Raw genomic sequence first — 26,173 nt, forward strand, 5'->3', positions numbered from 1 at the left:
GCAGCGGCAATCACCGGTGGTCAAGCGTGGGATCGGCTCAGCGTCCGATGCCAGTACTCGGTGACCGACCGCCGCAACCGTTCGGTGTCGACGGCTTTCGAATCGAGAAGTCGCTGCAGCCCGATTCCCCGGAGTTGCCCGACGACGGCGATCGCCACCTCGCCGGGTTCGACGTCGGGCCGGATGGTGCCGTCGTCGATTCCCGCGGCGACGTCTTCGCGCAGGTCGGCGCGAAACGCCTCGTCCCGCTCGCGGAAGATCGGGGCCAGCTCCGACGCCGTGGCCGCCTCGGCCCACAGCAGCAGGAACGCCCGGTTCAGCACACCCACTCCGCCGAGCGCTCCGACGTACCCGTCGATCAGCCGCAGGAGCCGGTCCAGACCAGGTGACAGGCCACCGAGCCCGGGCACGAATCCGGTCTGCGTCGCGCGAGCCAGGCGTTCGAGGAGTACCTGCTTGGACCCGAAGTGATGAGTGACCAGGCCGCGGCTGTACCCGGCGCGCTCACCCACGCGCGCCAGCGTCAGCGAGCGCACGCCCTGTTCGACGACGAGTTCGGCGGCGGCGCCCAGCAACGCGGCTTCGGCCTGGTCGCGGCGCTGCTGCTGGGTACGACGGGTAGTGGTCATGAGAGCGATTCTACAACATACTTGCCAGTCGACCAACAAGTATGCCAGGCTGGCCGTACTGCCTGAACGGAGGATTTCGATGATCGAGATCGACGAGCACGCGCTGGATGCCCTGCTGACCGAGGATCCCGGCGGTCCCGTGGTGATGCTGAACCTGTTGCGGTTCCGCCCGGACGGTGGCCGCGAGAGCTACCAGCGCTACGCCGAGGCGCTCGGCCCGGCGATCAACGCGCGGTACGGCGTGCAGGTGGACTACCTGGGCGACGGTGGGCGCGCTCTGGTCGCCGAGGCCGGCCAGGCCTGGGACATGGTGGTCTTGGTCCGCTACCCGAGCCGGCAGGCCTTCGCCGACATGATCCGTGACCCCGACTACCAGGCGGTGTCCCATTTTCGCAGCGAAGCGCTGGTGGAATCGGTTCTGCAGCCGACCGCGCCACTCGGATCGCCGGCCTGATGACCGCGGTCTTCGTGCACGGCAATCCCGAGACGGCGGCGGTCTGGGACCCGCTGCTCGCCGAGCTGGAGGGGGCCGGCGCGGCTCGTCGGAGCTTGATTTGCCTGTCCCCGCCCGGGTTCGGCGCGCCGGTGCCGCCCGGGTTCGGCGCGACCGTCGGCGACTATCGCGACTGGCTGATCGGCGAGCTGGCGGGCTTGGCCGCGCCCGTCGACCTGGTGGGCCACGACTGGGGCGGCGGGCACGTGCTCACCGTGGTGATGAGCCGCCCCGACCTCGTGCGCAGCTGGGTGAGTGACTCGATCGGGATCTTCGACCCCGGCTACGTCTGGCACGAGCTCGCCCGGCGGTGGCAGACGCCGGGAGCGGGAGAAGCCGATGTGGCCGCCCGGTTCGGCGCGCCTCTCGACCAGCGGATCGCGACGCTCGTCGAGCGGGGGATGAGTGAGGCGGTGGCCGGGAAGGTGGCCAGGGGTCAGGACGAGGTGATGGGCCGGACCGTGCTCGCGCTCTACGCCTCGGCCGCGCAACCGCGGATGGCCGACCTCGGCCGGGGCCTGGAACGGGCGGCGCGGCGGCCGGGACTCGCGTTGCTCGCCACGGAGGACCACGCGGTCGGGACGGTCGAGCAGCGTCGCCGCGCCGCTCGCCGGGCCGGTGCCCGGGTGCAGGCCCTCGATGGACTCGGGCACTGGTGGATGACGCACGATCCCGGCCGTGGCGCCCGGGTTCTCACCCGCTTCTGGTCTTCCCTGGATCGCGGGTGAGGGCTTCGCCGGACCGGCCCGGCTCCGAACTGGCATCCCGCGCCACGTCGATCGCCGACGCCGCGAACGCGCCCGTCCGCCTGGCTGCGGCGTTGGGTGCCGAACTCTCGACGGTCCAGAAGGCTTTCACCGCGGTCACGAGCGACCTCGACGCTGACCGCCGGCGCCACTTCGGCACCGGCGACCGGGTGCTCGTGTTCGGCGAGCCGGATCCGGTGACCGGGTGGTCCCTCGTACGCCGCGGCGTGGTGACCGATGTCGGCCACGAAAGCATCGGCGTGGACTTCGGCGCAACCGGCCCGGAGGTGTTCACCGCGGCCGATCGGATCCGGATCAGTCATGTGGCCGGGTCCTGCCGGTGCGTGGTGGCACTTTCGTGACAGGCGGCGGAGCTTCTCCCGATCCTCATATACGTGTTGTTATATGCTGGCGGGATGGCGGCTGATCGGAACGTGCCCAGTGGTGTCGATGTCGCGATGCTGTTGCGGCGGGCGCAGTTGCGCAAGCAGCTGGCCTGTGAAGCCGCGCTCGCCGAGGTGGGGCTGACGTTGCCGCAGTGGGGCATGCTGTACGCCGTCGCGGCCGAGCCCGATTCCTCGACCCACGCGCTGGCCCTGTTCATCGGCCAGTCCGATCAGTCGGCGGGGGCGGTGGTCGCGCGCCTCGAACAGCGAGGGTTGCTCGAACGCCGGCCGGGTGCCGGTAAGGCGATTCTGCACCGGATCACGCCGGCGGGGGACGAGCTCGTGCGTCGCTGCAACGCCCTTGTCGAGGACGTGATGACCACGCTGCTCGCCGGGCTCGGTGATCGGAGCCTGCGGGCCCTGCGGACGTCGTTGCAGTCGATCGCGGAGGCCGCCCTTCCGTCGTAGGCCGGGCCGGGATCTCGGCGAGGCGCCCGGGTTCCGCTCCGCCGTCGACTCGCGAACGTGAGAGAAGCCCTGGCCGGACCCGGCCAGGGCTTCTCTCACGGTCAATGGTTACCGGCCCGGCAATGCCGGGGCGGACGCCGGTACTTCGGGGCTCCGGTACCCGAGCCGGCCTCGGGTGGCGATGACGACCACTGCGGCGGCCACACCCGACGAGACCAGGAACGTCAGCGCGATGTCGTCGACGGTCGTGCTGGGGAAGAGCTCCGTCCACGCGATCGACATGGTGTTGTTGACGCTGGTGTGCACCAGCATCGCGATCGGCAGGCTTTCGCCGCTCCGGTTGAACACCCACGTCATCAGGATGCTGAAGAGGGTCGTGGTGGCGATGAACTCGACGATCGTCCACACGGTCACCTCCGGCCAGTGGCCCCACTCGGAGAAGAACAGCGGCACGTGCCACAGGCCCCACAGCGGCCCGAGGATGAGCGTGCCGCGCAGCGGCCCGAACTTGGGCTGCAGGTGGGGCAGGGCGAAGTCACGCCAGCCGGGCTCTTCGGCGAGGCCCGTCGTGACCAGTTGCAGCACCAGGCCGGGGACCAGGGCCACGAACACCATCGCGCTCGGGAGGTGGATGTCACCGCCGTTGAGCACGAAGCTCGTCACGACGAGCGCCGCCGGCACGCCGAGGATCGAGCCGGCGTACCAGCGCCAGTTCACGTTCCACTTCAGCAACCGGCCGGCCCAGCGCCGCAGGCCCGGGCGGCCGTGGGCGGCCGCGGTGACGATGAACGCCGCCAGGATCGGGCCGAGGTAGGCGCCGGGCAGCACGCCGAGCAGCTGGGTCGTGCCCAGGATCTTCGGGAAGTCGAAGTCCGGCTCCACGCCGAGGCCGGTCTTGCCCAGGATGTACGGCGTCCACGCGATCCAGCTGAGTGCGAACGCGAGGGTGAAGAAGCTGACGAGCGGGTTCCGGGCGATCAGGCCACGGATTCCGCTGTGCGGTGCGGTTTTCTGCGGAACTGCCACGACGATCCTTTCTCGAGTGTCTGATGTGGACGGTTATTCGCCGACGCGCATGGCCGCGACGGCGGCCGGGCGAAGAGCGAACCGGGTGGGAATCGCGATGGCGCCCCAGCCGAGGAGGGCGGCGGCCGCGACGATGCCGAGGTAGACCAGCGGCGGCACGGCGGGGATGGCGGCGCCGGTCAGGCTGAGGCTGATCCCGACCAGCGGCGGCAGCGCGGCCAGCGAGCCGAGCACGACCGCGGCCACGACGACGACGGCCGCTTCGCGCCGCGTCATGGCGCGGACCTGGCGGGGTTTCGCCCCGACCAGCCGCAGCAGCGCGAACTCGCGGATCCGGGCGGCGGTGGCCAGGACCAGGATGTTCACCACCGCGATCGCGATGAAGGCGATCAGCACGAGGTTGAGCAGCAGGTTCACCGTGGACTGCGCGCCCGCGGCGTCGTTCTGCGCCGTCGCGAACGACTTCCGGTCGGTGACGCGGATTTCCGGGTACGCCCGCAGGAAATCGGCTCCCGGCGCACCCGCGACCAGGATCTCGTCGTCGAGCCCGCTCGTGGTGTGCCCGGCGACGGCGTCGTGCGGCAGCGTCAGGTCACCGAACCCGAGGCCGCTGCCGTAGATCGCGACGACGCGGGCGTTGTGGGGAGTGCCGTCGCCGAGCCGCATCGAGATCGTCCCGCCGAGGTTCACCCCGAACGTGCCGGCCGCGTTCTCGCTCACGGCGACGGCGTCTCCGGTGAGCCCGTCCAGGCTGCCCCGGCGCACGTCGAGGTGCATGACCCGGCCGAGCCCGTCCGGTGTGACGCCCTGCGCGGAGTAGCCCTCGGTCATCGGCTCACCGAACATCTGCGCAGTGACCAGAACCTGCGTTCGCACCACGGAAACCGCCGCGGTCACCCCCGGCGCTCGCCGGACAGCGTCAGCTACCGCGGGGGCGATGCCGCCGTCGGCCACGAGCACCTGGTCGGCGAGCAGGCCGGTCTCGGTCTGGTGCCGCGCCGCGGCGGCGGTCGTCGTGACGGTGAAGATCTGCGCCGCCGCCAGCGTCACGCCCATGATCAGCGGGGTGGTCGCGGCACCGAGCCGCCGGGAGCGGGCGCGGGTGTTGGCCCCGGCGAGGAACCCGGTGGACCCGTGGCGCAGCCCGAGCGCGCCGAGCACCGACGAGGTCGCGGTGAGCAGCCGCGGGCCGAGCAGCGCGATGGCGACGACCAGCAGCAGCGCCGACGACGCCGCGCCGGCTGTCCCGGCCGTTCCGCTGATCACCAGCGGGAGCGCGATGCCCGCCACGGTCCCGGCGATCGCGAGCACCCAGCCTGTGAGCACCCGCCCGCGGCCGAGCTTGGGCGGTTCGACGGCGGCTTCGCCCAGCGCGTCGACCGGGCTGATCCGCGCCGCGCGGCGGCCGGCGATCAGGCCGGCCGCGACCGCGGACAGCACGGACCCGACGACCGCGGCGACGATCGGGAGCGGGCCGATCACGAACCCGAAGCCCGCGGGGATCGAGCCGTAGCGGACGAACACGCCGTGCAACCACAGGCTCAGGGCGACTCCGGGGCCGACGCCGAGTACGGCCGCCACCGCCGACACCAGGGCGGACTCGATGCCGATCAGCCGGTAGATGTGCCCCGGCCCCGCCGCGATCGCCCGCAGGAGGGCGAACTCGCGACGGCGCTGCTGGATGGCCAGGCCGAGGGTGCTGGCGACGACCAGCAGGACGACCATGAACATCGTCCCGCCGAACGAGGCCGCGACGACCGTCAAGAACGAGCGTGCCGCACCGACGTCGAGGAACTCGGCCGCGGCCCGGTCGTCGCCGGTGGCCGTCGCCACCCCTGGCACGGCCGCGCCGATCCGCGGGGAGAGGTCCGTTTCGTCGACGCCGGGCGCGGCCAGCACGGCGACGGCGTCGACCACGTCCGGCCGGCCGGCGACGACTCGGGCCTGTTCGTCGGTGAAGAACGCCGACGGCTGCCCGGCCGCGATGGTGCCGACCACCCGGTACGACGACGCGATCCCGCCGACCGTCACTTCGGCGACATCGCCGACGCGCCCGGCGTCGAGCACGACCTCGTCGGGCCGCTCCGGCGCCCGGCCACCGGTGAGCGTGCCGGCACCGAGCCGCGTCGACGACCATCCGTGGGCGACGAGCGGAGCCGATCCGGCCGGCCCGCGCAGGGCCGCCCGCACGCTGACATCGGGCACGACCGCTGCGACCCCGGGCACCCGGGCGATGCCGGCGGCGCGGGCGACGGGCAGCGGAACGCGCTCGGCGAACCGCTGGCCGGGTTCGTCCCCTGTGGACAGTGTCTGCTCCGCGGTGACGACCACCGCGGCGGCGGCGTAGCGCTGCGGCGGGATTCCCGAGCGCAGCCCGGATTCGAGCAGGACGCCGCTCGCGGTGATCAAGGCGGAACCGGCGAACACCGCGACGAACGCGGCGGCGAACGCCGTCCGGCGCGCGCGGATCGTCTGCCAGGCCAAGGCGAACATGCTCATCACCACTCCCCGAGGTGGGTCATGCGCTGGGCGATCCGCTCCGGGTCCGCGCCGGTCAGCTCGCCGACGATCCGGCCGTCGGCGAGGAACACCACGGTGTCCGCGTAGGAGGCCGCGACCGGGTCGTGCGTGACCATCAGCGCCGTCTGGCCCCACCGGTCCACCGTCTGGCGCAGGGTGCCGAGCACCTGCCGCGCGGTGCGGGTGTCCAGCGCGCCTGTCGGCTCGTCGAGGAACACCACCTCGGGCCGGGTGACCAGGGCACGGGCGATCGCGACGCGTTGCTGCTGGCCGCCGGAAAGCTTGCTCGGACGGCGGTCGAGGGGGACGTCCAGCTCGACCGACCGGACGACCTCGGCGAGGAACACCGGGTCGAACCGCTGGTTGCCCAGGCGCAGCGGGAGCACGATGTTCTGCTCGACCGTGAGCGCGTCCAGGAGGTTGTAGGACTGGAAGACGAAGCCGATCCGCTCCCGCCGCAACGCGGTCAGCTCGGACTCGCGGCGCCCGGTCAGCTCGGTGTCGCCCAGCATGATGCGGCCCGAGGTGGGCCGGTCCAGGCCTGCGGCGCAGTGCAGGAAAGTGCTCTTGCCCGACCCGGACGGGCCCATGATCGCCGTGAAGCTCCCGCGCCGCAGGCCGAGGGTCACGTCCTTGAGCGCGGTCACGGCGGCGTCGCCCTTGCCGTAGGTCTTCGCCACGGACTCCATCCGCACCGCGTATTCGAGCCCGTTCGCGACCGCTGTCATGGCCGGTTTCCTTTCCCCTGGAATCTGGTGATCCAGACGCTATGAGCGGGCGGGGCGCGGCACACGGGGCTGGAATCCCGAACCAGGGGTGTAGCCAGCTACACCCCCTCGGGGGGTTCAGTAGGGTGCGGACACGGCACCGCAGGCCAGGGGAGCGGCGATGAGGACAGCGATCAGACGCAGCACCGGCGCGACCGCGGTGCTGGCATCCGGGCTGCAGACCGCGCTGCCCGCCCTGGCCGGCGTGTTCGTCGCGCCACTGCTGGTGGTGCTGCTGCCCTTCGTGCCGGCGGCGGCCAAGCCGGTGCGGGCGCTGGCCGGGCTCGAACGGGAGCGGGCCGGGCGGCACCTCGGGTACCGCCTGCCGGAGGCCACCCACGTCGAGGACGGCAGCCGGTGGCGCGCGGTCCGGGACCCGGCCACCTGGCGCGACCTGCTCTGGATGGTCGTGCACGGATTCGCGGGCACCTTCTTCGGCGTGACCGGCACCGCGTTGTGGCTCGCGATCGTGACGAGCGCGCTGACACCCGCGTATTGGCGGCTGTTCCCGCCGGGCAGCTTCACCGGGATGCTCATCCGGATCGAGACCTGGCCGGAGGCGCTCACGCTGCCGCTGCTGCAGGCGGCGACGTACGCCGCCGCGGTGATCTGGCTGGTGCCGCTGGTCGCCCGCGGCCAGCTCCGGCTCGCGCGTTCGCTGCTCGGGCCGAGCGACGCCGAGGTGCTGGCCCAGCAGGTCGAGACCCTCACCCGGACCAGGGCCGAGGCGCTGGAGTCGCACGGCGCCGAACTGCGTCGCATCGAGCGCGACCTGCACGACGGGATCCAGGCCCAGCTGGTCGCCGTCGCGGTGCGGATCGGCCTCGCCGAACGCACCCTGGGGACCGACCCGGAGAGCCCGGCGACGGCGTTGCTCAAGGACGCCAGGACGGGGATCGAGGACTCCCTGGGCACCCTCCGCGAAATCATCCGCGGCATCTACCCGCCGATCCTCGCCGACCGGGGACTGAGCGGTGCCGTCCACGCACTGGCCGGCGGGCAGCGCATCCCGGTCACCGTCCGCGTGCCCGACGACCTGCCCCGGCCACCGGCGGCGATCGAGGCGGCGGCATACTTCGTCGTCGCCGAGTCGCTGACCAACGTCACCAAGCACAGCACGGCCGCACACGCCGAAGTGATCCTCGACGGCGACGGGCAGAGCCTGCGCGTCACGGTCCGCGACGACGGCCAGGGCGGCGCCGATGCCGAAGGCGGCAGCGGGTTGTCCGGCATCCGGCGCCGGGTCGCGGCGCTGGACGGAACCGCCCGGATCGACAGTCCGGTGAACGTGGGAACGACGATCGAGGTACTGCTGCCATGCGCATAGTGCTCGCCGAGGACAACGCACTCCTGCGGGAGGGGATCTCGCTGCTGGTCAAGAGCGCGGGGCACGAGATCGTGGGGATCGCGGCCAGCGGCCCGGAGATCCTTCCGACGCTGCTGAAGCACCGGCCGGACATCGCGGTCCTCGACGTCCGGATGCCCCCGACCTTCCGCGACGAAGGCCTGCGCGCGGCGATCGCGGCCCGCGAGCACCTTCCCGGGCTGCCGGTGCTGGTGCTGTCCCAGTACGTGGAGCAGGCCTACGCGAAGGAACTGCTGGCGACCGGCGCGGCCGGGACGGGCTACCTGCTCAAGGACCGGGTCGGCCGGGTCGAGGAGTTCCTGGACGCACTCGAGCGCGTCGCGACCGGGGGCACCGCGCTCGATCCCGAGGTGGTGGCCCAGCTGATGAACAAGCGTGACCCGCTGGACAGCCTCACCGCCCGGGAGCAGGAGGTGCTGCACCTCATGGCGCAGGGCCACGACAACCTTTCGATCGCCAGGGACCTGGTCGTCACCGAACGCGCGGTGACCAAGCACATCGGCAACATCTTCCGCAAGCTGGGCCTGCCCACCAGCGACAGCGGCCACCGGCGGGTGCTGGCCGTGCTCGCCTACGTCAACGCCTGAGCCGGGGTCCGCGGTGTTGACGCCGTGACGCGCCGTCGAGCACCTCCCGCGTTGAGGTGCGAAGTAGTGTCGTGTGACGAAGTCCGGACGGGCAAGCTTGGCAAGGAAAACGGGCACTTCTGGTCGGTTGCTGGTCCTTTTTGGTGCGTCCCGGCCACGGCCGGCGATAGAGTGCAATGGCCACGCAGGGTGGAATCATACATTTTGGGTCAGTCGATTCTTTGTATCTTTCTTGACGTTCCCAGTGCTCGACAATGGCGTGCGCAAATCTGAAAGACTCGGGAAACGGCAATGGGTTGAGCGTTTCCGTCGGCGACAAATGGAGTTCGCTTGCTGTTCAGTGACGGGAAAGTACGCGCCGACTATGCGGATTTCGTGGACCGTCAGATCGCTGCTGTCCGCCGTGTCCACGCGGGCGAAGAGGATCTTCCCGCCTTGCACGCGGACAAACTCATTCGAACGCTGGTCGCCGCCGCGGATTCCCGGCAGTTCGGAAGTGCACTCGCCGGTTGGCGCGACGAGGAGACCGTGGTGCGGGCACGGGCGGACGAGCCGGCGGCCTTTGTCGAGAAGATGCTGGCTGAACTCGCTGTCCTCGGTCAGGCGGAGTTCCGGTCCGGCTCGAGTGCGGTGTTCACCCGCCCGATAGGCGAGTTCCTGCACTACTACGAATCCTCGGGAACCACCGGCGACCCGGTGGCCGCGCCCAAAGCACTGGACGACCTCGCCGCGAACACGATCAACATCGGCGAGATGTGGCGCCGGGTGCTCACCCCGGCGGACTCCGCACTGATCCTGATCAACGGCCCGTTCGCGCCGGCCGGGTACCAGTTCGAAAAGGTGATGGAGTACCTGGGCGTGCTCTCGCTCCGCTTGTGGGTCGACAACGTCACCGGCGACTACACCCGGATCCTGCGGTTGCTGCGTGAACTCTCGGTCAGCACATACGTGGGTTCCCCTTCGCGCCTGCTGGAGATGCTGCATTTCGCGTACCGGCACGGAGAGCCGCTGCCCCGATTCCGCCGGCTGCTGCTCATGGCCGAGCAGGCCGGCCCGTCGCTGCTGCGGCACCTGGAGCGGCTGACGGGGGCGAAAGCCTTCGTGGGCAGCTTCGGCTCATCGGAGACGGGCACGACGGCGGCCACCTGTGAGCAGGGCAGGTTGCACCTCCAGGTGCAGAGCTACCTGTTCGAGCTGGCCGACGCCCAGGGGATCCGGCCGGTCCGTGGCGATCACGACGAAGGCGAACTGGTGGTCACCTGTCTCGACCTGCGCGCACGTCCCCTGCTGCGCTACCGGACCGGTGACCTGGTCGAGGTGACCGGGACACCCTGCCCGTGCGGGGTGGCACTCCCGGTGGTGCGGACCCTGGGGCGCGTACACGACGTCATGCGCCTCGGCGGCGACGGTGTCCGCCAGGAGGACGTGGAATCGGTGTTGTGGTCGGAAAACAGCCCCGAAGCACGGCACTTCACCGTCCTCAACTACATGCTCGTCCTTCGTGGCCCCGATGTCGTATGCCTGCTCACCACCGATCGCGAACCGGAGGCGCCCGGCCTCGACGCGGTACGACGGCGGCTGGCCGGCCTGTTCGACGGCCACCACCTTTCCGTACGGACGGTCCCGGCGCTGCCGCCGCTGGCTTCCCTCGGTTCGTACCTCGGCTGGAAACTCTCACGACTGGTCGATCTGGACGACCGCGCCATGACCGACCGGCTTCCTCCGCCCATCGCGGAGGTCGTCCGCGTCTCGCTCGCCGAGATCGAAGCCACCACCGGTTTGCGGCCGGCGATCCCCCTGACAGAAGGAGTCCGATGAGCTCTCCCGACCCCGGAATCGCCATGACCGACGCGGAGAAGGCCCAGTTCGTCCTCGGCGTCTACTTCCGGACACAGGCGGCGATCGAGAAGTACCTCGGCGCCGACGGGCTGCCCGCGTGGACCGACAGGGTGGCCACCATCAACTCCGAGGCCATGCTCAACCGCATCGAGGACCCGGCCGGCCGCGCGCGTGATCTGCTGACCGGGCTCGCCACCATGCTCGACGTCTACGGCTCCGATACGGTCCGGACCGACGAGCCGCGCAGCACTTCGCTCGCCGTCCGCCGCTGCGGGATCTATGACTACCGCGAGCGCGCGCAGGCACAGGGCGTCGAACTGACCCTGCGGCGACCGTGCGAATACTGCGTCGATCTGCATCACCGGACGGCGGACAAGCTCGGCGTCACGGTGGCGCACGAGCTGGGCGAGCGCAGCTGCCACTGGACCGTGCAGGTGCCGGAAGCCGGACCCGGGAACGACCTCCCGTGACCGCGGCCGACACCCTGCCGCTGCCGTACCGGCGTGCCGCGGGATGCCCGTTCGACCCGGATCCCGAATTCGCCGAGCTCCGCGCCACGCGGCCGGTGTCACGGGTGTCGATCAACGGCGGCGATGAGGTCTGGCTCATCACCCGGTTCGACGACGCACGCCAAGTGCTCGGCGACGCCCGGTTCAGCAGTGAGCTGACACCGCTCGGGATCGTGCTGCCGAAGCCGGAGGACCGGACGTTGGCCGACGAGCTGCGATCGCAGCAACCGGGGACGTTCATCGAATGCGATCCGCCGGAGCACACCCGGCTGCGGCGCATGATCGCGGGCGAGTTCACCGAACAGCGCATGCGCGCCCTGCGGCCGAGATTCACCGAAATCGTCGAGGAGCGGCTCGACGCGATGGCCGCCGCCGGACCGCCGGTCGACCTGGTCGCCTTGTTCGCCCTTCCGGTGCCCTCGATGCTCATCTGCGAACTGCTCGGCCTTGACGCGGACGGGTTCGACTTCGCCGCCCTGACCAGGATCATGACCGACGTCATGTCGAGCCTCGAGACCCTGATCCCGGCCCGGGACGCGCTGCGCGCCGGGATGCGCGCTCATGTGGTGGCCACCAGGGCCGATCCCGGCGACAACCTGCTGGGGAGGGTGATCCGGCGGTACGGCTCGGAGGTGACCGACGAAGAGCTCGTGGGGATCGGCAACCTGTTGCTGGTCGCCGGCCACGAGACCACGGCCAACATGCTCGGTATCGGCACCTTGGCCCTGCTGCGCCACCCCGCGCAACTCGCCCGGCTCCGCGACGATCCGGCGATCGTCGGATCCGCTGTGGACGAACTGGTCCGGTACGTCTGCATTCCGCACCACGGCGAGATACGCACGGCCACCGCCGACGTGCTGGTCAACGGGACGGTGATCCGCCGTGGCGAGCAGGTGCTCGTGTCGCTGCCTTCGGCGAACCGCGACCCGGCCAGGTTCGTGCGACCGGACGAGCTGGACTTCGACCGGCCGCCACGGACCCACCTCGCCTATGGATACGGCATCCACCACTGCGTGGGCCTGCCTCTCGCCAGGATGGAGATGGAGGTCGCGTTTCCCGCCTTGCTGAAGAGGTTCCCGTCGCTGAAGCCGGCGATCGGCTTCGACGAGGTGTCCTACCGCCGGTCCAATGTGACCTACGGCGTCCATTCGCTGCCGGTCACCTGGTAGCGCGTCCACGATGGCAGGAGCAGCAGTGCCCAACATCGCGAAGGTACTGGCGAGGGTCGTGGTGGACGACCTGGACAAGGCCATCCCGCTCTACCAGGCACTTTCCGGTGCCGAGGAGGTGCAGAAGTTCGGTCACGGGCCCGTGAAACTGGCCAGTGTCGGCCCTTTCCTGCTGCTGCGGGCGGAAGGTGCCGAGGGCTACACCGATCGGACCGCGACCATCCTCGTGTTCGACGTCGCACCTGTCGTCCGGGACATCGAACTGGCCGGCGGCGAGATCATCGAGGGGCCGTCGGCCGGGCCCAACGGGGAACGGCTGGTGGCAAGGCATCCGGACGGTTCCGTCTTCGAATACATCGCCGTCCCGAACGGCTGAGGGCAGTTCGGGGTGTCGCGGCGGTTCGCCGATCGAGCGGGCCGGCACATAACCGCCGCACGCGGTAGGGCCGTGCCCGGCCGCCTGACCCCTGACTTCCGCTGGGACGATCTCGCGCAGCTGCGGGCGAGAGCCGCGCTGACGCGGATGATGCGCGCCGCCTTCCGCGCGGAGCACCCCTCCGGGGGCCGTTCGTCGTGCGCGGGTTCGCAAGGAAGTTCTGCGTGGAGGTACACGGATCGTGCGCGGCAGCAGTCTTCCTAGTGATGGCTGACTACGAGGACTTCGTCCGGGCGCACCTGCCGCGGTTGCTGCGTTACGCGACGATGCTGACCGGGGACCGGGAGCAGGCCGCTGACCTGGTGCAGGACGTGCTGGTCAAGGTGTACCGACGGTGGTCACGGGTCAGCGACGCCGAGCACCCCGACCGTTATGTCCTGCGGATGGTGACCAACGACCACCTGTCCTGGCGGCGCAGCCGGTCGGCGCGGCTGATCGCGGTGGGCGACCCGCCGGACGAGGCGCGGCCGGATGACTTCGCGTCCGACCACGCGGCACGCGAGGACATGTGGCAGCGCCTGGCGCGGTTGCCCCGGCGCCAGCGTGCGGTCGTGGTGCTCCGGTACTACGAGCAGCTCGCCGACGCCGACATCGCCGACCTGCTCGGCTGCGCCCAGGCCACCGTGCGGGCCCACGCCCGCAAAGCCCTGACGACCCTGCGACACGGCCTGAGCATCGACCGGATGGCCCAGGCCAAGGAGAGCTGATGGACATCGAGAACCTGATCAAGGACACCTTCACCGCCCACGAGCAGGACGCCCCCGACAGCGACCAGGTGCTGGCGGCCACGCGTCAGCGCCTCGACCGCGGGCGCGCCGTGGTGAGCCGTCCGCTCGCGGCCGCCGCCGGGGTGGTCCTGCTCGTCCTGGCCGCGGTCGCCGTCGTCGCGCTGAACCGGCCCGCGCCCGACAGCCAGGTGGCCACGGGCACCGGCCAGACCAGCGGTCCGGCCGCCGTCGAGGCACCGGCCGAGGCGGCCATCGCGGAGCTGACCATGCCTTACTCGCTCGGCTGGCTGCCGCCCGGCAAGGCCGACTACCTCGCGCGCCGGATCAACATCGGTGGCAGCGCGGCGAACCCCGACAAGCCGGTGTACGGCGGCGAGTACATGCTGACCGTCACGTCCGGGCGTCAGGTCCTGCTGGTGGACGTGCAGGAAATGCGGATGATGCCGGTCGAGCAGGCCACCTTCAAGTCCGGTCCGGGCCGGCCCGTCACCATCGGCGGGCGGGCCGGCGTGGAGAGCTCGCACTCCGGCGGCCCGGGCGGTTATGAGGTGTACCTGACCCACCCCGATGGCGGCTCCTTGTACGTCAACGTGGCCGCGCAGCCGGGCAGCACGGCGGTGGCGCAGCAACTGATCGACGCGGGCCGCCGCGTCGCGGAGAACGTCACCTTCCCGGGCAAGACCACCGTCACCCCGGCGTTCGGCCTCGGCAAGCTGCCCGACGGCCTGCGGATGTGCACGTTCGACGTCGAGAAGGGCGGCCCGAGCGGTCAGCGCACGAGCTACTCGGTGGGCACGTGCAGCACCCTGCCGCCGGTCCAGGTCCGCATCGACGAGGCCGGCCAGGTGCGCGGCACCGCGGGGCAACCGGTCCAGGGACACGCGACGCGCTACCTGGACGAGAACGGTTACCGCACGCTCTGGATCCTCAAGGCCGTCCACGACGCGCCGATCGCCGTCGCGGGTGCCGGCGCACAGGCGGAGCTGTACGCCATCGCCGACCACCTCGTCCTGCCCCACTGAATCCCGCGGGTCCTCTTCGGACGCGACCGAGGAGGACCCGCGGTTGGCGGCCCGCCGGCAACCGCCGCTACGAGAGTCACCTGCGGTGTCACAGCTGGTACCAGGTTCACCATGAGACCGGGTGCAGGTTTCATGGCACCGTCCTCCTGCGGTGCCCTAGCGTCGTGCCATGACGATTCCAGCCGGACTGAGACGCACGGTCCTCCGGGCGCGGCGGGACACCGGCTTTCTTGCCGCTGGTGTGCTGCCGCACCTGGCGCTGGTGCCCGTGTGGTCCTGGGCGGAGGCGACCACCACCAGGACGGGGAACTGGCTCCTTGCGGTTTCCGTGTCGGCCGCCCTGGTCCTGCTCGGCACCCCGGTGCTGACGGCCGTTCAGCGGGCTCGCTACCGGGTGCTCATCGGTGTGGACGTCCCCCGGCGCACCCCCACCGCGCCGGAACAACGGATGTGGGCCTCGGCCGCCCGGTGGCTCGCGGCGACGCGGCCTTGGCGCACGATCGGCTACCACCTCCTGCTGGGCCCGTTGCTCGCGCTGCTGGAGCTGCTGGTGCTCGCGGTGGCAGCGGCGTGCCTGGCGGGCGCCACCGCCTACGCCTGGTCATGGGCGCTGCCCACCGGAATCCGCCAGGACTGGTTCGGCTACCTGACCCAGCTGCCGGCTTACACAGCGGCCGGACTCCTCCTCCTGTGCGCCCTGCCCTGGACCGCGCGGGCAGTAGCCCGCGCCGAGGCGCGGCTGGCGGTGGGCCTGCTCGGGCCCAGCCGGGCGCAGCGGCTCCAGGAGCGGGTCGATCAGCTGGCCGTGAGCCGGACCGGCTTGATCGAAGCCGTCGACGCGGAGCGCCGCCGGATCGAGCGCGACCTGCACGACGGCACCCAGCAGCGGTTGGTGTCCCTCGCGGTCAACCTGGGCCTGGCCATGGCCACCCGCCCGGACCTGCCGGGTGATGCCCGCGAGGTGATCGCGAGCGCGCACCTGGAGGCGAAGGAGGCGATCGCCGAACTCAACGACCTGGTGCGGGGGCTGCACCCGGCCGTGCTCGAAGACCGGGGTCTGGACGCGGCGTTGTCCGGGCTGGCTGCCCGCACACCCCTGCCGGTGCGGCTGCGGGTCGATCTGGAGGAGCGGGTGACGCCCACCGTGGAGTCGGTCGCGTACTTCGTGATCTCCGAGGCGCTGACCAATGCGACGAAGCACGCCAACGCGATGCGTGCGGAGGTGATCGTCCGTCAGGTCGGCGAGGTGCTGCGAGTGCGCGTCACCGACGACGGGCTGGGCGGTGCCGACGCCGCCGCCGGCACGGGGCTGACCGGGCTGGCCAAGCGGGTCGGCTCCCTCGACGGGGCCTTCCACGTCAGCAGCCCCGTCGGCGGGCCCACCACCATCACCGCGGAGCTGCCGTGCGCGCGGTGATCGCCGAGGATTCGGTGTTGTTGCGGGTCGGCCTGGTCAAGGTGCTGGAGATGGGCGGGTTCCAGGTCACCGCGGAAGCCGGCGACGCGGAGGGGCTGTTGGCGGCAGTGGCGGAGCACCGGCCCGAACTCGCCTTGATCGACGTCCGGATGCCGCCCGGCTTCACCGACGAGGGGGTGCGGGCGGCGATGGAGATCCGCCGGCGCTGGCCGGGGACGCCGGTGGTGCTGCTTTCGCAGTACGTGGAGGAGCGGTACGCGGCCGACCTGCTGTCTGCGCACACCAGCGGTGTGGGCTACCTGCTCAAGCAGCGGGTGGCCGATGTCGCCGACTTCGTGGCGGCGGTCCGGCGAGTGGCGGACGGCGGCACGGCCCTGGACCCGCAGGTCGTCGCCCAGTTGCTGCTGCGGCGCGACAGCGACCCGCTCGCGCGGCTGACCCCCCGCGAACGGGAGGTGCTCGGCCTGATGGCCGAGGGGCGCTCCAACGCCGGCATCGCGCAGGCTCTGGTGGTCAGCGAGAGCGCCGTGGCGAAGCACATCAACAACATCTTCGCCAAGCTTGACCTGCCCGTGGTGGACGCGGACCACCGCCGCGTCCTGGCTGTGCTGCGGTTCCTCGGAGCGTCCCGGGCCTGACAGCGCCGCCGACAACGGCCTCGGCTGTTCCTGGAACGCACGTCATGGCGGCGAAAACGCCTACCGCCCCAGCCGCGGACGTTGTCGTTTTCAGGACAGCCTTTCCGTTTCGCGCAGGGCGAGCCAGGTACACAGTCCGGCCAGGGTCAGTTCCGGAACCGCGCAGACGACGGCCTGGGTGAGTTCAGTGCCGGGCCGGGCGGTCAGGACGTCGAACCAGGCGTCCATCCCCGTGAGTGCCGCGACCGCCGATGCCGACAGGCGGGCGCGGGCATCGCCCCGGTGGTACCACCGCGCGGTGGCCGCGCAGCCGAGCGCGATGGCCAGGTCGAGTCCGATCCACACGGCCGGCCAGTGCCGCACCTGGGTGGTCTCGGGCAGGGTCCGGCCCAGCACGAACACCCACGGCACCATGCCCGCCGCCACCGCGCCCAGCACGCCGGGCACCCACCTGGTCCGAGCACCCGGCGACGTCGCCGCGCGTGGCCGGGGCATCGTCTGAACGGTCATGAAACTCCTCCACCGAACGTCGTGGTGCTGCCGCCGACGCCGGTGCCGGGCAGCCCTGCGGCGAAACCCTGCCGCGGAAACCGGCCAAGATCAGTAGCCCGTGGTTCCGACTTCGTGGTGGTGCCTGCTACCGCACCGATCCGGATGGCTGCACGATGGTGCCGCCGATCCCGCCTCGATTACCGTCGGATCATGGACACGGCACCTCGCGGGCGAGCCGGGGCGGGAGCGGCGTATCCCCGGCTCTCGGGTTCGTCACGGCCGGGACGTCCGTGCAGCTGCTCACCTCGGCTACCACGCACTCGTGGGGCCGGTCGTGACCGCGTTCGCGCTGCCGCCCGGGCAGGGGAGCGGCGCCGCCGCCACGAGGGGAACGGTTCGTCGCCGGCAGCGCGACCTGTTCGACGAACTGGTGTCGCCGGCCCGGTTGCCTGGGCGGCCCGGTCGTCAGCGGGCGTCGCTGAGCCGGGACGCACGCAGGAGGTCGAGCTGGCCGGCGCCGCTGGTTCCCGGGGCTGCCGTGTAGGTGACGATGCGCAGGTCGACGCCGGGCACGGTCAGCACGTCGCAGTCCAGGGTGACGTCACCCAGCTCGGGATGGCTGATCGTCTTGAGATCGCCGGTGAGCTGTCCCATGCCCGCCCCCGGCCACAGCTCACCGAAGAAGGGTGAGGCCGCCCGCAAGCCGTCCACGAGCGCCACCAGTTCCGGGTCGGCCGGGTAGCGGGAGACCGCTTCGCGCAGGTCCGCGACGATCGCGGTCTCGAAAGCGTACGGTCCGGCTGTCGAGGTGACCGGCCGCAGGTGCCAGCGACCCTCGCCCGTGCCGAAGAGGGCGCGGGCGAGGTTGCGTTCGGCGGCCGGCAGGCCGGACGGATCGCCGTGCAAAGCCGTCCACATGTCGTTCCACCACAGCAGGCTCCAATCAGCGGCGAACACGCCGATCGGGAGATCGCCGAGGCGGTCGACGAGGCGGCGGATGCTCGGTGGCACGTGGGTGCCGACGGTCTGGTCGCGGGGCGCGAGCAGGCCCGCGGCGCGGAAGAGCTGGTCGCGTTCGGCAGGGGAGAGCCGCAGCGCGCGGGCCAGGGCCGAGACCACCTGGACGGACGGGTTGGTGGCCCGGCTCTGCTCCAGCCGCAGCACGTACTCGTGGGAAAGGCCGGCGAGCTCGGCGAGCTCCTCGCGGCGCAGGCCGGGGGCGCGCCGGCGAGCCGACCGGGCGTAGCCGGCATCGGCCGGGTCGAGGCGGTCGCGCCAGCCGCGCACCAGGGCACCGAAGCTCAGGTCGCTCACTCCCCCATGATCGCACCGGGCGTGTCCTGCACCACGGTCACCGTCCGGGCGAGCGCGGCGCGCATGTAGCGGGTCCAGAGCGGCTTGAACGGCCCGGCGACGATCCAACGGCGACCGGGCAGCGGCTGGAAGTCGTAGGTCCACCGGATCGACGTGCCGGTGCCGTCGGGGAGGAACGACCACTCGCCACGCACCCCGGAGACCAGCTTGGCCAGCACGTTGGTGAAGCCGCTGAGCTCGTAGGCGAACCCGTGTCCGTCCACGACCTCGGTGAGCCGCTCGTCGGCCTTGGAGCCGTCGGTGAACCAGGTCTGGCGCGAGGTCCCCGGCCGGTCCCAGGTGCCGGTCTGGTCGCGCACCTCCGCGACGCCGGGGAACGGTCCCCACGGCTTGAACACCTGGGCGAGGTCGATCGGCACGATGACCCGGTGGGTGTGGGCGGGGCCGGCCGTCGTACGGGCGAAGACGGTGATCGGAACGCTCTTTTTCGTCATGCCACCAGCATCAGGGGCCGTGCCCGCCCGAGGCAGACACCTGTCAGTACATACCCTCGAGGTCTCGCCGTGCCGGGTCCGCTCGGAAGCGAAGGTGCAGGCTCGCCTGCGCCTAGACACTCTGAGCGCGTCGGCGGCTCAGTGCGACGACGGAGACAAGGAACCAGAAGGCACCGACGGCCGAGTAACCGGCGAGCGCGGAGAGGCCGCTCGTCGCCGAGGCGGACATGGCAGCGAAGGACGCACCGGCGAGAACGGACAGTCCACCACTGATGATCATGGGCCACTGGGCGCCGACGGTGCGCCGGCGTCGCATCGCTACGACGAGCTGGATCGCTCCGGAGAGCAGGGCCCAGATGCCGAAGACGAGAAGGGCCGTGCCGAGGGTGGAGAAAACGGCGACGAGCATCCCGGCGGTGGCGGCGAGGCCGAGAGCGATGTTGATGACACCGACGCGGTTCGTGGAGCCTGTGCCGGCCATGCGACGCTCGAGGAGCGTGGCGATGACGTCCCACAGCGGGTATATGACGAGCAGCACGGCCGCGATCACGGTGGGCCGGTCCGCCGGCACGAGCGCGGTGGAGGTCGTGAAGACGAGTGCCACCCAGATCAGGGAGAAGACGACCCTGATCAGGTAGAGCGATCGGAGCCCGGAGGGGGTCGTCGTGGTCGAAGGTGCGGTGGTCTGAGCCATGGGGTGTCCCTGCGTGATCGTGACGGGGTGAGGCGATTGCCCCGCTCAGGACACTAGGATCGATCGAGGGGGGCCACGTACTTCGAACGAAGTAGGTTTGCCCGCCACCTCGATCGAATGAGGTCCGCCGTCTACCTCATTCGAAGTACGCCGTCGAGGCGCGCGTGCACGAGAATCAGGTCATGGTCGCAGCGCGGAACAATCAAGGCAGGCCCGCGGCGCCCCTGTGGGTCCGCCGCCCCGAGGTGCTGCACTTCGTCGCGTATTCAGTGGCCGCGCTGGTGTTCACCGGTCAGATCGTGGCAGTGCTGCTGAGGGGATCGGACTGGCCGACGGCCCTTTCCGTACTCCTGGCCGGCAGTGGCGTCGCCCTCTCCTGGTGGAAACCGTGGGCCGGACTGGTCGTGACGAGCGCGGCCTCCTTCGCCGTCACGGCCGTGGGCCATGACCCCCTGTCGGTGTGGATGATGGCGGTGCTCGTGCTGTTCTCGGTCACCCTCAGGGGAAGGCAGCCGCTGGCCGGAACCGTCATCGTGGCGGTGTTCTTCCTGGGGGCGTTCATGACGCTGGGCGGATTCCGCGGCGGCGCGATCGTCGGAGCCGCCGCCCTCTTCTCGGCCATTGCGGGAGGTGCGACAGGCGGCGCGCTCCACATCCATCGAGACCACTGGTGGGCCCTCGAGGAACGGGCCGAAAGCGCCATCGCCACCCGGGAGATCGAAGCCACCCGGCGAGTGACCGAAGAACGGCTCCGCATCGCCCGAGACCTCCACGACATCATCGGCCACCAAGTCGCGATGCTGAGCCTGCATCTCGGCGTCGCGGAGATCGGCCTGCCCGAAGACGCCGAATCGTCCCGGCAGGCCCTCGTCTCAGCCAGGTCCAGCGCCCGCTCCGTCGTCGTCGAAACGCAACGGATCCTCGCCCTCCTCCGCCGCGGGGACGACATCTCCGACGACGAGGCGCTCCGCCCGGCCCCAGCGCTCAGCGGCCTGCAAGGACTTATCGCCTCGTTCGAGAGCATTGGCCTCGACGTCCACCCCTCCATCGACATCCCCGGCGGTTTCGTGGAGCCCAGCATCGGCGTGACGGTCTACCGGGTTGTCCAAGAAGCACTGACGAACGCCTACCGGCACGGCGAGGGAACGGCAACGGTGGATGTGCGCGAGCACGACGGCAGAATCCGCGTCACCGTGGAGAACCGCGTCGGTCAATCACACCGGGGTTCCGGCTCGGGCAGCGGACTCGGCCTCGTCGGGATGCGCGAACGCGTCGAGTCCTCCAGCGGGCAGCTGACGATCGACAGCAACGGCGGGCGATTCCGGGTCAGCGCGGACTTCAGCCCCCTGGGAGGCGTCTGATGACGAAGATTCTGATCGTCGACGACCAGGCCGACGTCAGGGCCGGTATCCGAGCGATCCTCCTGCTCGACCCGAGTCTCGTCGTGGTGGGCGACCTCTCCGATGGACTCCAGGTCGTCCCTTTCCTCCGAGACCACCCCGTCGACCTGGTGCTGATGGACATCCGGATGCCCGGCATCGACGGTGTCGAAGCCACCCGCCGGATCCGCGAAGAACACCCACCGGAAAAGCTCCGCGTGATCGTTCTGACCACTTTCGACCAGGACGACATCGTTCTCGCCGCCCTTCGCGCAGGCGCCAACGGTTTCCTGAGCAAGACCGTGAGCCCCGCCGAACTCGTCACCGGAATCACCGAGGTCGTCGGCGGCGGCGGTGCCCTGTCCGCCGCCGCGACAGCCGCGCTCATCGGGCACATGACCGACAGCCCACCCCCGGTAATCGACAAGGACCTGCTGCGACTCTTCGGCGCCCTGACACCCAGGGAACGCGAAATGGTCATTCTCGTCGCCGGCGGTCTCGGCAACGACGAGATCGCGGCCCAGATGTTCGTGTCACCGTTCACCGTGAAGACGCACGTGGTGCGGGCCATGACGAAGGTCGGCGCCCGTGACCGGGCACAACTCGTCTCGTTCACCTTCCGGGCAGGCCTCTACCCTTGAGTCCGCCGAGCGGCACAGTCCAGGTCACCGAGGTTGAACCCTGGGTCTACCACATCACGGTGGCGAAGAAGGACGTGTTCATCGTGACCTACGGCTGCACGTCCACCTCGTCCGCGGCGCCCGTCCTCAGTCACGAGCACAGCCGGGTTGCGAGTTCGCCGAGCACGAAGTGCGCGGGCTGCGGATGCCTGAGGGGTACAAGCGCTCGATCGCCCCCTGGTTCGGCCGCCTCCGCACCTCGGTGACGGCGAGGTAGCGAACCATGGCCGGCTGCGGAGCGACGCTGAGCCGCTACCTGTCCGGGGGACGCTGCCGGGGCACTTTTGGTGACCCCATTTCGCCGCCGTCTGGCAGGTGCCCCAGTTTTGCCCCAGCTGCCAGCCGGTAGCTGAACTTCCTGTTGACGAAACTCGAGATCCGGCAACGAAAACCGCCCTACCTGGATCTTCGGATCCGGTGGGCGGCGTTTCGTCACGGTGGAGCTAAGGGGACTCCGGCCCAGGCGCGCCTGTGTGCTACCGGGATCGGGTTCGGTGTGACGGTGTTGTTCTTGGTTTCCTTGTCAGAGGCTGGGGAGAGACACTCGTCGTCCCTCGGCGGCGGACCGGCCGATCGCGTCCAGGAGCCGGTGACGTTTGACGGCGTGGGTGAAGTCCGGGGCGGTCGCGGTGCCGTGGGTGAGATCGTTGCGGATCGCCGCGTAGGCGTGCGCCAAGGTATGCAGGCGGCGGGTGAGGAACGCCCTTGGAGTCCGATGAAGGTACGCGTCCCGGGCGGCTCGGTGCAGTTCTTCGGCCTCGCCAAATCGACGGCGAACGGCCACTCGCTGAGCACCGGTACTCCCGCCGCCAGCACGGGCAAGATCAGCTCGCGATGCCTGGGCACCTGGACCGCGACGACCACCAGGTCGACGTTCTCGTCCTCCGCGAGCTGCTGGACTCGTCGCCAGAGCGGTCAGTTCCAGGCCGTCGACGGCCGAAAGCGCGGGCAGGTGTGCTCCGGACGCCCATCCTCCCGACGCGCTCAGGCCCACGATCCCGACACCGGCCGGCCGTTTTCCGGCTTCTCCCATCGCCTTCCTTTCGCTTCATCTTCGCCGGCTATGACGTGCGGGGGCGCTAACCCGGCCAGGCGAGCAGCGCGGTGGCGGCGATCTCATCGAGTTCGGCGGTCCCCAGGCCGTTCGCGGCCTGGACCGCGATGCCGAATCCCATCGTCATGATGAACCGGGCGAGACGCCTCGGATCGGCGTCCGGCCCGAGGTCGCCCTCGTCGACCGCCCGCCGGAAGCGCTCCTCGAGCCGTACGCCCGCATCGTTGCGCCAGTCGACGAGCACATCGTGCGCCGGGCGGCCCTGCTCGCTCAGCGCCAGTGCGCCCTGAACGGACAGGCACCCGGCGGGGGCGCCGGGGGATGTCGTGGTCCGGACGGCTCCGCGAAGGAACGCCTCGGCCACCCCTCGTGCCGTGGACTCGTGCAGGGCGCGCGTTGCGTAGGAGGCGGGGCCCTCGGCGTAGCGCTTCACTGCCTTTCGGAAGAGCTGCTCCTTGTTGCCGAAAGCGGCATACATGCTCGACTTGGTGATTCCCATGGCACCGGTCAGATCCGTCAGGCTCGTGCCGTCGTAGCCCCGAGCCCAGAACACCTGCATGGCGCGCTCCAGCGCCTCGTCGATGTCGAACTCCCGGGGGCGGCCGAACGCTGTGCTCCCCGAACCACCCATGGCGGTGCCCTCCTCGCTCCAGAGCCACTGTCTCTCGTCGCGGCTGACTTTAGTACCGAGCGGTCCTGATGTGCTAGCGTTCTGTACCGATCGGAACTTAAAGCAGTCGACCTCACATCAGAAAGAGGACATCAGGATGAAAACCGCCTCGCTCGGAGGGCTGGAGATCTCCCGCATCGGTCTCGGCGCGATGGGGATGTCGGACTTCTACACCGGAGCCGGCCGGCTGGACGATCAGTCGATCCGCACGATCCGGCACGCCCTGGACCTCGGCGTCACCCACATCGACACCGCCGAGGTTTACGGCCCCTTCGTCAACGAAGAGCTGGTCGGCCGAGCCATCAAGGGGCGCCGGGACGCAGTCGTGCTGGCCACCAAGTTCGGCCTCGTCTCGCACACCGGGCGCCCCGGCCCGGACAGCACCCCGGCCTCCATCCGGGGCGCCGTCGAGGGATCGCTGCGGCGCCTGGGCACCGACCACATCGACCTCTTCTACCAGCACCGCGTCGATCAGGACACCCCGATCGAGGACACCGTCGGAGCCCTGGCCGACCTGGTTGCCGAGGGCAAGGTCCGCCACATCGGCCTGTCCGAGGCAGGTCCCACGACGATCCGGCGCGCGCACGCCGTGCACCCGCTCGCCGCGGTGCAATCCGAGTACTCGCTGTGGACCCGCGACCCGGAAACGGAGGTTCTGCCGGTCCTGCGAGAGCTCGGCGTGGGCCTCGTCCCGTACTCGCCGCTCGGCCACGGGTTCCTCACCGGCAACATCCGCTCGCTGGACGGCCTCGACGCCGACGATTGGCGCCGCACCAACCCGCGATTCACCGGCGGCAACCTCGAACTCAACCTGCGCATCGTCGACGAGGTCACCGCCGTCGCCGCCGAAGCAGAGGCCACACCCGCACAGGTCGCCCTCGCCTGGCTGCTCGCCCAGGGCGACGACATCGCCCCCATCCCCGGCACCACACGCATCGACCGGCTGGAGGAAAACACCGCCGCCGACGGCATCGAACTCACCGAGGCCCAGGTCGCCCGGCTGAACAACCTGGAGCCGGCCGCCGGTGACCGCTACGACGAAGCCAACATGGCCGCCGTCAACTGCTGACCGACCGCGGACTCGGGCCCGGCCGGGCATCCGCAACCAGCCGACCACACCTTCAGGGGAGAAAATGAGAACGAGAATGACGGTACTGACCAGGGCGATCGTTGCCGTCGTCACGGCGGCCACCGCTGTCGTGGGGGCCGGCCTGGTCTCGGCCGATGCCGCCGTGACCTCCCGGCCGGAGCCGGCTGCCGTGTCGAGCGCCGCCACCCGGACCACCGAATCGTCGCACCGGCCGCCGATCGGCTACCAGTCGAATTACGCGTGGGTGAACGGTTTCCGGATGCACTACCTCCGTGGAGGCAGCGGCGCACCGGTCGTTCTTCTGCACGGCTTTCCGCAGACGTCCGCCGAGTGGGAGCCGCAACTCCAGGCCCTCGCCAAGAACCACACCGTGATCGCTGTCGACCTTCGTGGAACCGGTGACTCCTCGGTTCCGGAGACCGGCTACGACACGACACAGTTGGCCAACGACGTGCACACGCTGCTCGCCCACCTCAACCTCGACAAGGGCATCCAGATCGTGGCTCACGACATCGGCGCGTGGATTGCCTACCCTTACGCCGCGATGTGGCCCACCGAGGTCAGCAGGATGGTGGTGATGGAGGGGCCCATCCCCGACCGGTCCCTCTACACGTTCCCGGCCTTCCCTCCGGAGGGTCAGCTTTCGACGTGGCACCTGGGATTCTTCCAGAAGGACTTCGCTCAGGACCTGGTCCGTGGGCACGAGCGTGACCTGGTCAAGGGGTTCATCGAGCAGTACCTGGCGGTGGACAGCGCGTTTGACACCGGCGACTACGAGTTCTACGCCCGATACCTCCGCGAGCCCGGCCGGTTCAAGGCGTGGATGGACATGTACCAAGCGCTGCACACCGACATTGCCCAGAACGAGAAGTTCCGTGAGGCGGGGCTATTGAAGATGCCGGTCCTGGCTGTCGGTGGCGAAGAGGCGCTGAGCAGTGCCGTCGGTACACAGTGGAAGGGCTACGCCTCGAACGTCGAGACCCGAGTAATGGCCGACACCGGCCACTGGCTCACCGAAGAACGACCGCGGGAGCTCACCGCGCTGCTGCTCGAGTTTCTGCGCTGACGGCTGGAAACGCTGACACCAACCTCTGAACATCAGGGCGTGCACTGTCCGAGGACCGTGCACGCCCTGGTGTTCTCGATGCGGTGGCCGCCGCCGATCATCGAGGGCCGTGGCGTCGACCACGGTCAGGCCGCACCCGAGTCTTCGCGCCGGCGGCCGGCGCCCAGGGTCGGTCGGAGTGTATTCGGGCCAGCGTCCCGGCTCCACACCGCGTCTTCGGCGCCGCAACCAACGACGGGGCACAGGTCGTCCAGTGGACCGCCGACGGCGGGGCACCCAGTCGCGGCTTTGAAAGTTTCACGGGATCGCGCTCTTCTTTCGTCGCAAGCCATAGACATGTTTGACACCACAAGCCGACCCCGCTTATCGTTCGGTCGAACCGGTTCGAACACGATTGCTTACCGACCGATGCCCTGCTCCGCGGGCATGGAGCCGGTAGACGAGTCCATAGTGGACATCTCCCTTTTGGCGGCCCCGGCGGGTAGTGACGATGG

The 26,173-nt window shown here is 70.3% G+C and carries 28 protein-coding genes and 1 pseudogene; 18 read left to right on the plus strand and 11 right to left on the minus strand.

Annotated elements, in window-relative coordinates; genetic code table 11:
* Positions 1–20: 20 nt before the first annotated feature.
* Entirely contained in the window at positions 21–629 is a 609-nt protein-coding gene (locus A3CE_RS0130640) for a TetR/AcrR family transcriptional regulator (RefSeq protein ID WP_020643922.1), read from the minus strand.
* A 79-nt stretch (positions 630–708) separates the two neighbouring features.
* Here A3CE_RS0130640 and A3CE_RS0130645 point away from each other — a divergent pair, with 79 nt between their 5' ends.
* From A3CE_RS0130645 to A3CE_RS51860, 4 genes are read left to right on the plus strand one after another with little or no spacing between them, the layout of a single operon-like run.
* Positions 709–1,083, plus strand: coding sequence for a DUF1330 domain-containing protein (locus tag A3CE_RS0130645; RefSeq protein WP_020643923.1), 375 nt, complete (start codon positions 709–711; stop codon positions 1,081–1,083).
* A complete protein-coding gene (locus tag A3CE_RS0130650; RefSeq protein ID WP_020643924.1) occupies positions 1,083–1,850 on the plus strand; it encodes an alpha/beta fold hydrolase in 768 nt (255 codons plus the stop codon). Before A3CE_RS0130645 ends, A3CE_RS0130650 begins: the two co-directional genes overlap by 1 nt.
* Entirely contained in the window at positions 1,847–2,230 is a 384-nt protein-coding gene (locus A3CE_RS0130655) for a hypothetical protein (protein ID WP_020643925.1), read from the plus strand. The genes A3CE_RS0130650 and A3CE_RS0130655 overlap by 4 nt, the downstream gene beginning before the upstream one ends.
* Positions 2,231–2,284: 54 nt before the next feature.
* Positions 2,285–2,722, plus strand: coding sequence for a MarR family winged helix-turn-helix transcriptional regulator (locus A3CE_RS51860; protein WP_084641845.1), 438 nt, complete (start codon positions 2,285–2,287; stop codon positions 2,720–2,722).
* 108 nt (positions 2,723–2,830) lie between these two features.
* On the opposite strand, the gene A3CE_RS0130665 is transcribed toward A3CE_RS51860, so the two are convergent.
* The 3 genes from A3CE_RS0130665 to A3CE_RS0130675 are packed head-to-tail and all read right to left on the minus strand — an operon-like array spanning position 2,831 to position 6,996.
* Positions 2,831–3,748 (minus strand): CPBP family glutamic-type intramembrane protease, encoded by a 918-nt coding sequence (locus A3CE_RS0130665; RefSeq protein ID WP_020643927.1) that lies wholly within the window; start codon positions 3,746–3,748, stop codon positions 2,831–2,833.
* A 33-nt stretch (positions 3,749–3,781) separates the two neighbouring features.
* Positions 3,782–6,247 carry an ABC transporter permease gene (locus tag A3CE_RS0130670; RefSeq protein WP_020643928.1) on the minus strand — a complete coding sequence of 822 codons (2,466 nt, stop codon included), beginning with the start codon at positions 6,245–6,247 and terminating at the stop codon, positions 3,782–3,784.
* The gene (locus A3CE_RS0130675) at positions 6,247–6,996 is read right to left on the minus strand and encodes an ABC transporter ATP-binding protein (RefSeq protein ID WP_020643929.1); all 750 of its coding nucleotides are present in this window, start codon (positions 6,994–6,996) and stop codon (positions 6,247–6,249) included. The genes A3CE_RS0130670 and A3CE_RS0130675 overlap by 1 nt, the downstream gene beginning before the upstream one ends.
* Before the next feature lie 160 nt (positions 6,997–7,156).
* On the opposite strand from A3CE_RS0130675, the gene A3CE_RS0130680 reads away from it, so the two are divergent.
* The 10 genes from A3CE_RS0130680 (at position 7,157) to A3CE_RS0130725 (ending at position 16,746) form a co-directional block, all read left to right on the plus strand.
* Entirely contained in the window at positions 7,157–8,362 is a 1,206-nt protein-coding gene (locus A3CE_RS0130680) for a sensor histidine kinase (RefSeq protein WP_020643930.1), read from the plus strand.
* Entirely contained in the window at positions 8,353–8,988 is a 636-nt protein-coding gene (locus A3CE_RS0130685; RefSeq protein ID WP_026469034.1) for a response regulator transcription factor, read from the plus strand. The genes A3CE_RS0130680 and A3CE_RS0130685 overlap by 10 nt, the downstream gene beginning before the upstream one ends.
* Positions 8,989–9,363: 375 nt before the next feature.
* Positions 9,364–10,806 carry a phenylacetate--CoA ligase family protein gene (locus A3CE_RS0130690; RefSeq protein ID WP_148108213.1) on the plus strand — a complete coding sequence of 481 codons (1,443 nt, stop codon included), beginning with the start codon at positions 9,364–9,366 and terminating at the stop codon, positions 10,804–10,806.
* Entirely contained in the window at positions 10,803–11,297 is a 495-nt protein-coding gene (locus A3CE_RS0130695) for a hypothetical protein (RefSeq protein ID WP_125591598.1), read from the plus strand. Before A3CE_RS0130690 ends, A3CE_RS0130695 begins: the two co-directional genes overlap by 4 nt.
* The gene (locus tag A3CE_RS0130700; protein ID WP_020643934.1) at positions 11,294–12,505 is read left to right on the plus strand and encodes a cytochrome P450; all 1,212 of its coding nucleotides are present in this window, start codon (positions 11,294–11,296) and stop codon (positions 12,503–12,505) included. Before A3CE_RS0130695 ends, A3CE_RS0130700 begins: the two co-directional genes overlap by 4 nt.
* Positions 12,506–12,530: 25 nt before the next feature.
* Positions 12,531–12,881: a VOC family protein gene (locus A3CE_RS0130705; protein ID WP_020643935.1), complete on the plus strand. Its 351-nt coding sequence runs from the start codon at positions 12,531–12,533 to the stop codon at positions 12,879–12,881.
* A gap of 266 nt (positions 12,882–13,147) precedes the next feature.
* Positions 13,148–13,648: a SigE family RNA polymerase sigma factor gene (locus A3CE_RS0130710; protein ID WP_020643936.1), complete on the plus strand. Its 501-nt coding sequence runs from the start codon at positions 13,148–13,150 to the stop codon at positions 13,646–13,648.
* Positions 13,648–14,691 (plus strand): hypothetical protein, encoded by a 1,044-nt coding sequence (locus A3CE_RS0130715; RefSeq protein ID WP_020643937.1) that lies wholly within the window; start codon positions 13,648–13,650, stop codon positions 14,689–14,691. The genes A3CE_RS0130710 and A3CE_RS0130715 overlap by 1 nt, the downstream gene beginning before the upstream one ends.
* Positions 14,692–14,860: 169 nt before the next feature.
* Complete coding sequence (locus A3CE_RS0130720; RefSeq protein WP_026469036.1) at positions 14,861–16,108, plus strand: sensor histidine kinase; 1,248 nt, start codon at positions 14,861–14,863, stop codon at positions 16,106–16,108.
* Positions 16,096–16,746 (plus strand): response regulator, encoded by a 651-nt coding sequence (locus A3CE_RS0130725; RefSeq protein WP_020643939.1) that lies wholly within the window; start codon positions 16,096–16,098, stop codon positions 16,744–16,746. The genes A3CE_RS0130720 and A3CE_RS0130725 overlap by 13 nt, the downstream gene beginning before the upstream one ends.
* 90 nt (positions 16,747–16,836) lie before the next feature.
* On the opposite strand, the gene A3CE_RS51865 is transcribed toward A3CE_RS0130725, so the two are convergent.
* The 4 genes from A3CE_RS51865 to A3CE_RS0130745 form a co-directional block, all read right to left on the minus strand.
* Entirely contained in the window at positions 16,837–17,256 is a 420-nt protein-coding gene (locus A3CE_RS51865; protein ID WP_125591596.1) for a hypothetical protein, read from the minus strand.
* Between the two features lie 447 nt (positions 17,257–17,703).
* Positions 17,704–18,552, minus strand: coding sequence for a helix-turn-helix domain-containing protein (locus A3CE_RS0130735; protein ID WP_020643941.1), 849 nt, complete (start codon positions 18,550–18,552; stop codon positions 17,704–17,706).
* On the minus strand, positions 18,549–19,046 hold the full coding sequence (locus A3CE_RS0130740) for an SRPBCC family protein (RefSeq protein WP_020643942.1): 498 nt from the start codon (positions 19,044–19,046) through the stop codon (positions 18,549–18,551). The genes A3CE_RS0130735 and A3CE_RS0130740 overlap by 4 nt, the downstream gene beginning before the upstream one ends.
* A 112-nt stretch (positions 19,047–19,158) precedes the next feature.
* Positions 19,159–19,740, minus strand: coding sequence for a DUF308 domain-containing protein (locus A3CE_RS0130745; protein WP_020643943.1), 582 nt, complete (start codon positions 19,738–19,740; stop codon positions 19,159–19,161).
* Positions 19,741–19,922: 182 nt separating this feature from the next.
* Here A3CE_RS0130745 and A3CE_RS0130750 point away from each other — a divergent pair, with 182 nt between their 5' ends.
* Positions 19,923–21,101 carry a sensor histidine kinase gene (locus tag A3CE_RS0130750; protein ID WP_043792730.1) on the plus strand — a complete coding sequence of 393 codons (1,179 nt, stop codon included), beginning with the start codon at positions 19,923–19,925 and terminating at the stop codon, positions 21,099–21,101.
* A complete protein-coding gene (locus A3CE_RS0130755; protein WP_020643945.1) occupies positions 21,101–21,760 on the plus strand; it encodes a response regulator transcription factor in 660 nt (219 codons plus the stop codon). The genes A3CE_RS0130750 and A3CE_RS0130755 overlap by 1 nt, the downstream gene beginning before the upstream one ends.
* A gap of 562 nt (positions 21,761–22,322) precedes the next feature.
* Here A3CE_RS0130755 and A3CE_RS58800 read toward each other — a convergent pair.
* From A3CE_RS58800 to A3CE_RS0130765, 3 genes and pseudogenes are all read right to left on the minus strand, one after another.
* Entirely contained in the window at positions 22,323–22,475 is a 153-nt protein-coding gene (locus A3CE_RS58800) for a hypothetical protein (RefSeq protein ID WP_020643946.1), read from the minus strand.
* Between the two features lie 140 nt (positions 22,476–22,615).
* Positions 22,616–22,663 (minus strand): annotated as a pseudogene (locus A3CE_RS59645) (hypothetical protein); the annotation flags it as partial.
* Between the two features lie 215 nt (positions 22,664–22,878).
* Positions 22,879–23,484: a TetR/AcrR family transcriptional regulator gene (locus A3CE_RS0130765; RefSeq protein WP_020643947.1), complete on the minus strand. Its 606-nt coding sequence runs from the start codon at positions 23,482–23,484 to the stop codon at positions 22,879–22,881.
* A 136-nt stretch (positions 23,485–23,620) separates the two neighbouring features.
* On the opposite strand from A3CE_RS0130765, the gene A3CE_RS0130770 reads away from it, so the two are divergent.
* Together A3CE_RS0130770 and A3CE_RS0130775 are read left to right on the plus strand one after the other, a co-directional pair.
* Positions 23,621–24,592, plus strand: a complete 972-nt coding sequence (locus tag A3CE_RS0130770) for an aldo/keto reductase (protein ID WP_020643948.1) — start codon at positions 23,621–23,623, stop codon at positions 24,590–24,592.
* Positions 24,593–24,668: 76 nt separating this feature from the next.
* Entirely contained in the window at positions 24,669–25,679 is a 1,011-nt protein-coding gene (locus tag A3CE_RS0130775) for an alpha/beta fold hydrolase (protein WP_020643949.1), read from the plus strand.
* The last annotated feature ends 494 nt before the right edge of the window (positions 25,680–26,173 follow it).

The sequence above is a fragment of the Amycolatopsis balhimycina FH 1894 genome, from assembly GCF_000384295.1.
In the GTDB taxonomy this organism is placed as follows: Bacteria; Actinomycetota; Actinomycetes; order Mycobacteriales; family Pseudonocardiaceae; genus Amycolatopsis; species Amycolatopsis balhimycina.

Excerpts from the sequence above, each read along its gene's own strand:
- A3CE_RS0130640 (WP_020643922.1), bottom strand. The coding sequence starts at position 629 with ATGACCACTACCCGTCGTACCCAGCAGCAGCGCCGCGACCAGGCCGAA.
- A3CE_RS0130645 (WP_020643923.1), top strand. The coding sequence starts at position 709 with ATGATCGAGATCGACGAGCACGCGCTGGATGCCCTGCTGACCGAGGAT.
- A3CE_RS0130650 (WP_020643924.1), top strand. The coding sequence starts at position 1,083 with ATGACCGCGGTCTTCGTGCACGGCAATCCCGAGACGGCGGCGGTCTGG.
- A3CE_RS51860 (WP_084641845.1), top strand. The coding sequence starts at position 2,285 with ATGGCGGCTGATCGGAACGTGCCCAGTGGTGTCGATGTCGCGATGCTG.
- A3CE_RS0130670 (WP_020643928.1), bottom strand. The coding sequence starts at position 6,247 with ATGAGCATGTTCGCCTTGGCCTGGCAGACGATCCGCGCGCGCCGGACG.
- A3CE_RS0130675 (WP_020643929.1), bottom strand. The coding sequence starts at position 6,996 with ATGACAGCGGTCGCGAACGGGCTCGAATACGCGGTGCGGATGGAGTCC.
- A3CE_RS0130680 (WP_020643930.1), top strand. The coding sequence starts at position 7,157 with ATGAGGACAGCGATCAGACGCAGCACCGGCGCGACCGCGGTGCTGGCA.
- A3CE_RS0130685 (WP_026469034.1), top strand. The coding sequence starts at position 8,353 with ATGCGCATAGTGCTCGCCGAGGACAACGCACTCCTGCGGGAGGGGATC.
- A3CE_RS0130695 (WP_125591598.1), top strand. The coding sequence starts at position 10,803 with ATGAGCTCTCCCGACCCCGGAATCGCCATGACCGACGCGGAGAAGGCC.
- A3CE_RS0130710 (WP_020643936.1), top strand. The coding sequence starts at position 13,148 with ATGGCTGACTACGAGGACTTCGTCCGGGCGCACCTGCCGCGGTTGCTG.
- A3CE_RS0130715 (WP_020643937.1), top strand. The coding sequence starts at position 13,648 with ATGGACATCGAGAACCTGATCAAGGACACCTTCACCGCCCACGAGCAG.
- A3CE_RS0130720 (WP_026469036.1), top strand. The coding sequence starts at position 14,861 with ATGACGATTCCAGCCGGACTGAGACGCACGGTCCTCCGGGCGCGGCGG.
- A3CE_RS51865 (WP_125591596.1), bottom strand. The coding sequence starts at position 17,256 with ATGACCGTTCAGACGATGCCCCGGCCACGCGCGGCGACGTCGCCGGGT.
- A3CE_RS0130740 (WP_020643942.1), bottom strand. The coding sequence starts at position 19,046 with ATGACGAAAAAGAGCGTTCCGATCACCGTCTTCGCCCGTACGACGGCC.
- A3CE_RS0130745 (WP_020643943.1), bottom strand. The coding sequence starts at position 19,740 with ATGGCTCAGACCACCGCACCTTCGACCACGACGACCCCCTCCGGGCTC.
- A3CE_RS0130750 (WP_043792730.1), top strand. The coding sequence starts at position 19,923 with ATGGTCGCAGCGCGGAACAATCAAGGCAGGCCCGCGGCGCCCCTGTGG.
- A3CE_RS0130755 (WP_020643945.1), top strand. The coding sequence starts at position 21,101 with ATGACGAAGATTCTGATCGTCGACGACCAGGCCGACGTCAGGGCCGGT.
- A3CE_RS0130765 (WP_020643947.1), bottom strand. The coding sequence starts at position 23,484 with ATGGGTGGTTCGGGGAGCACAGCGTTCGGCCGCCCCCGGGAGTTCGAC.
- A3CE_RS0130770 (WP_020643948.1), top strand. The coding sequence starts at position 23,621 with ATGAAAACCGCCTCGCTCGGAGGGCTGGAGATCTCCCGCATCGGTCTC.
- A3CE_RS0130775 (WP_020643949.1), top strand. The coding sequence starts at position 24,669 with ATGACGGTACTGACCAGGGCGATCGTTGCCGTCGTCACGGCGGCCACC.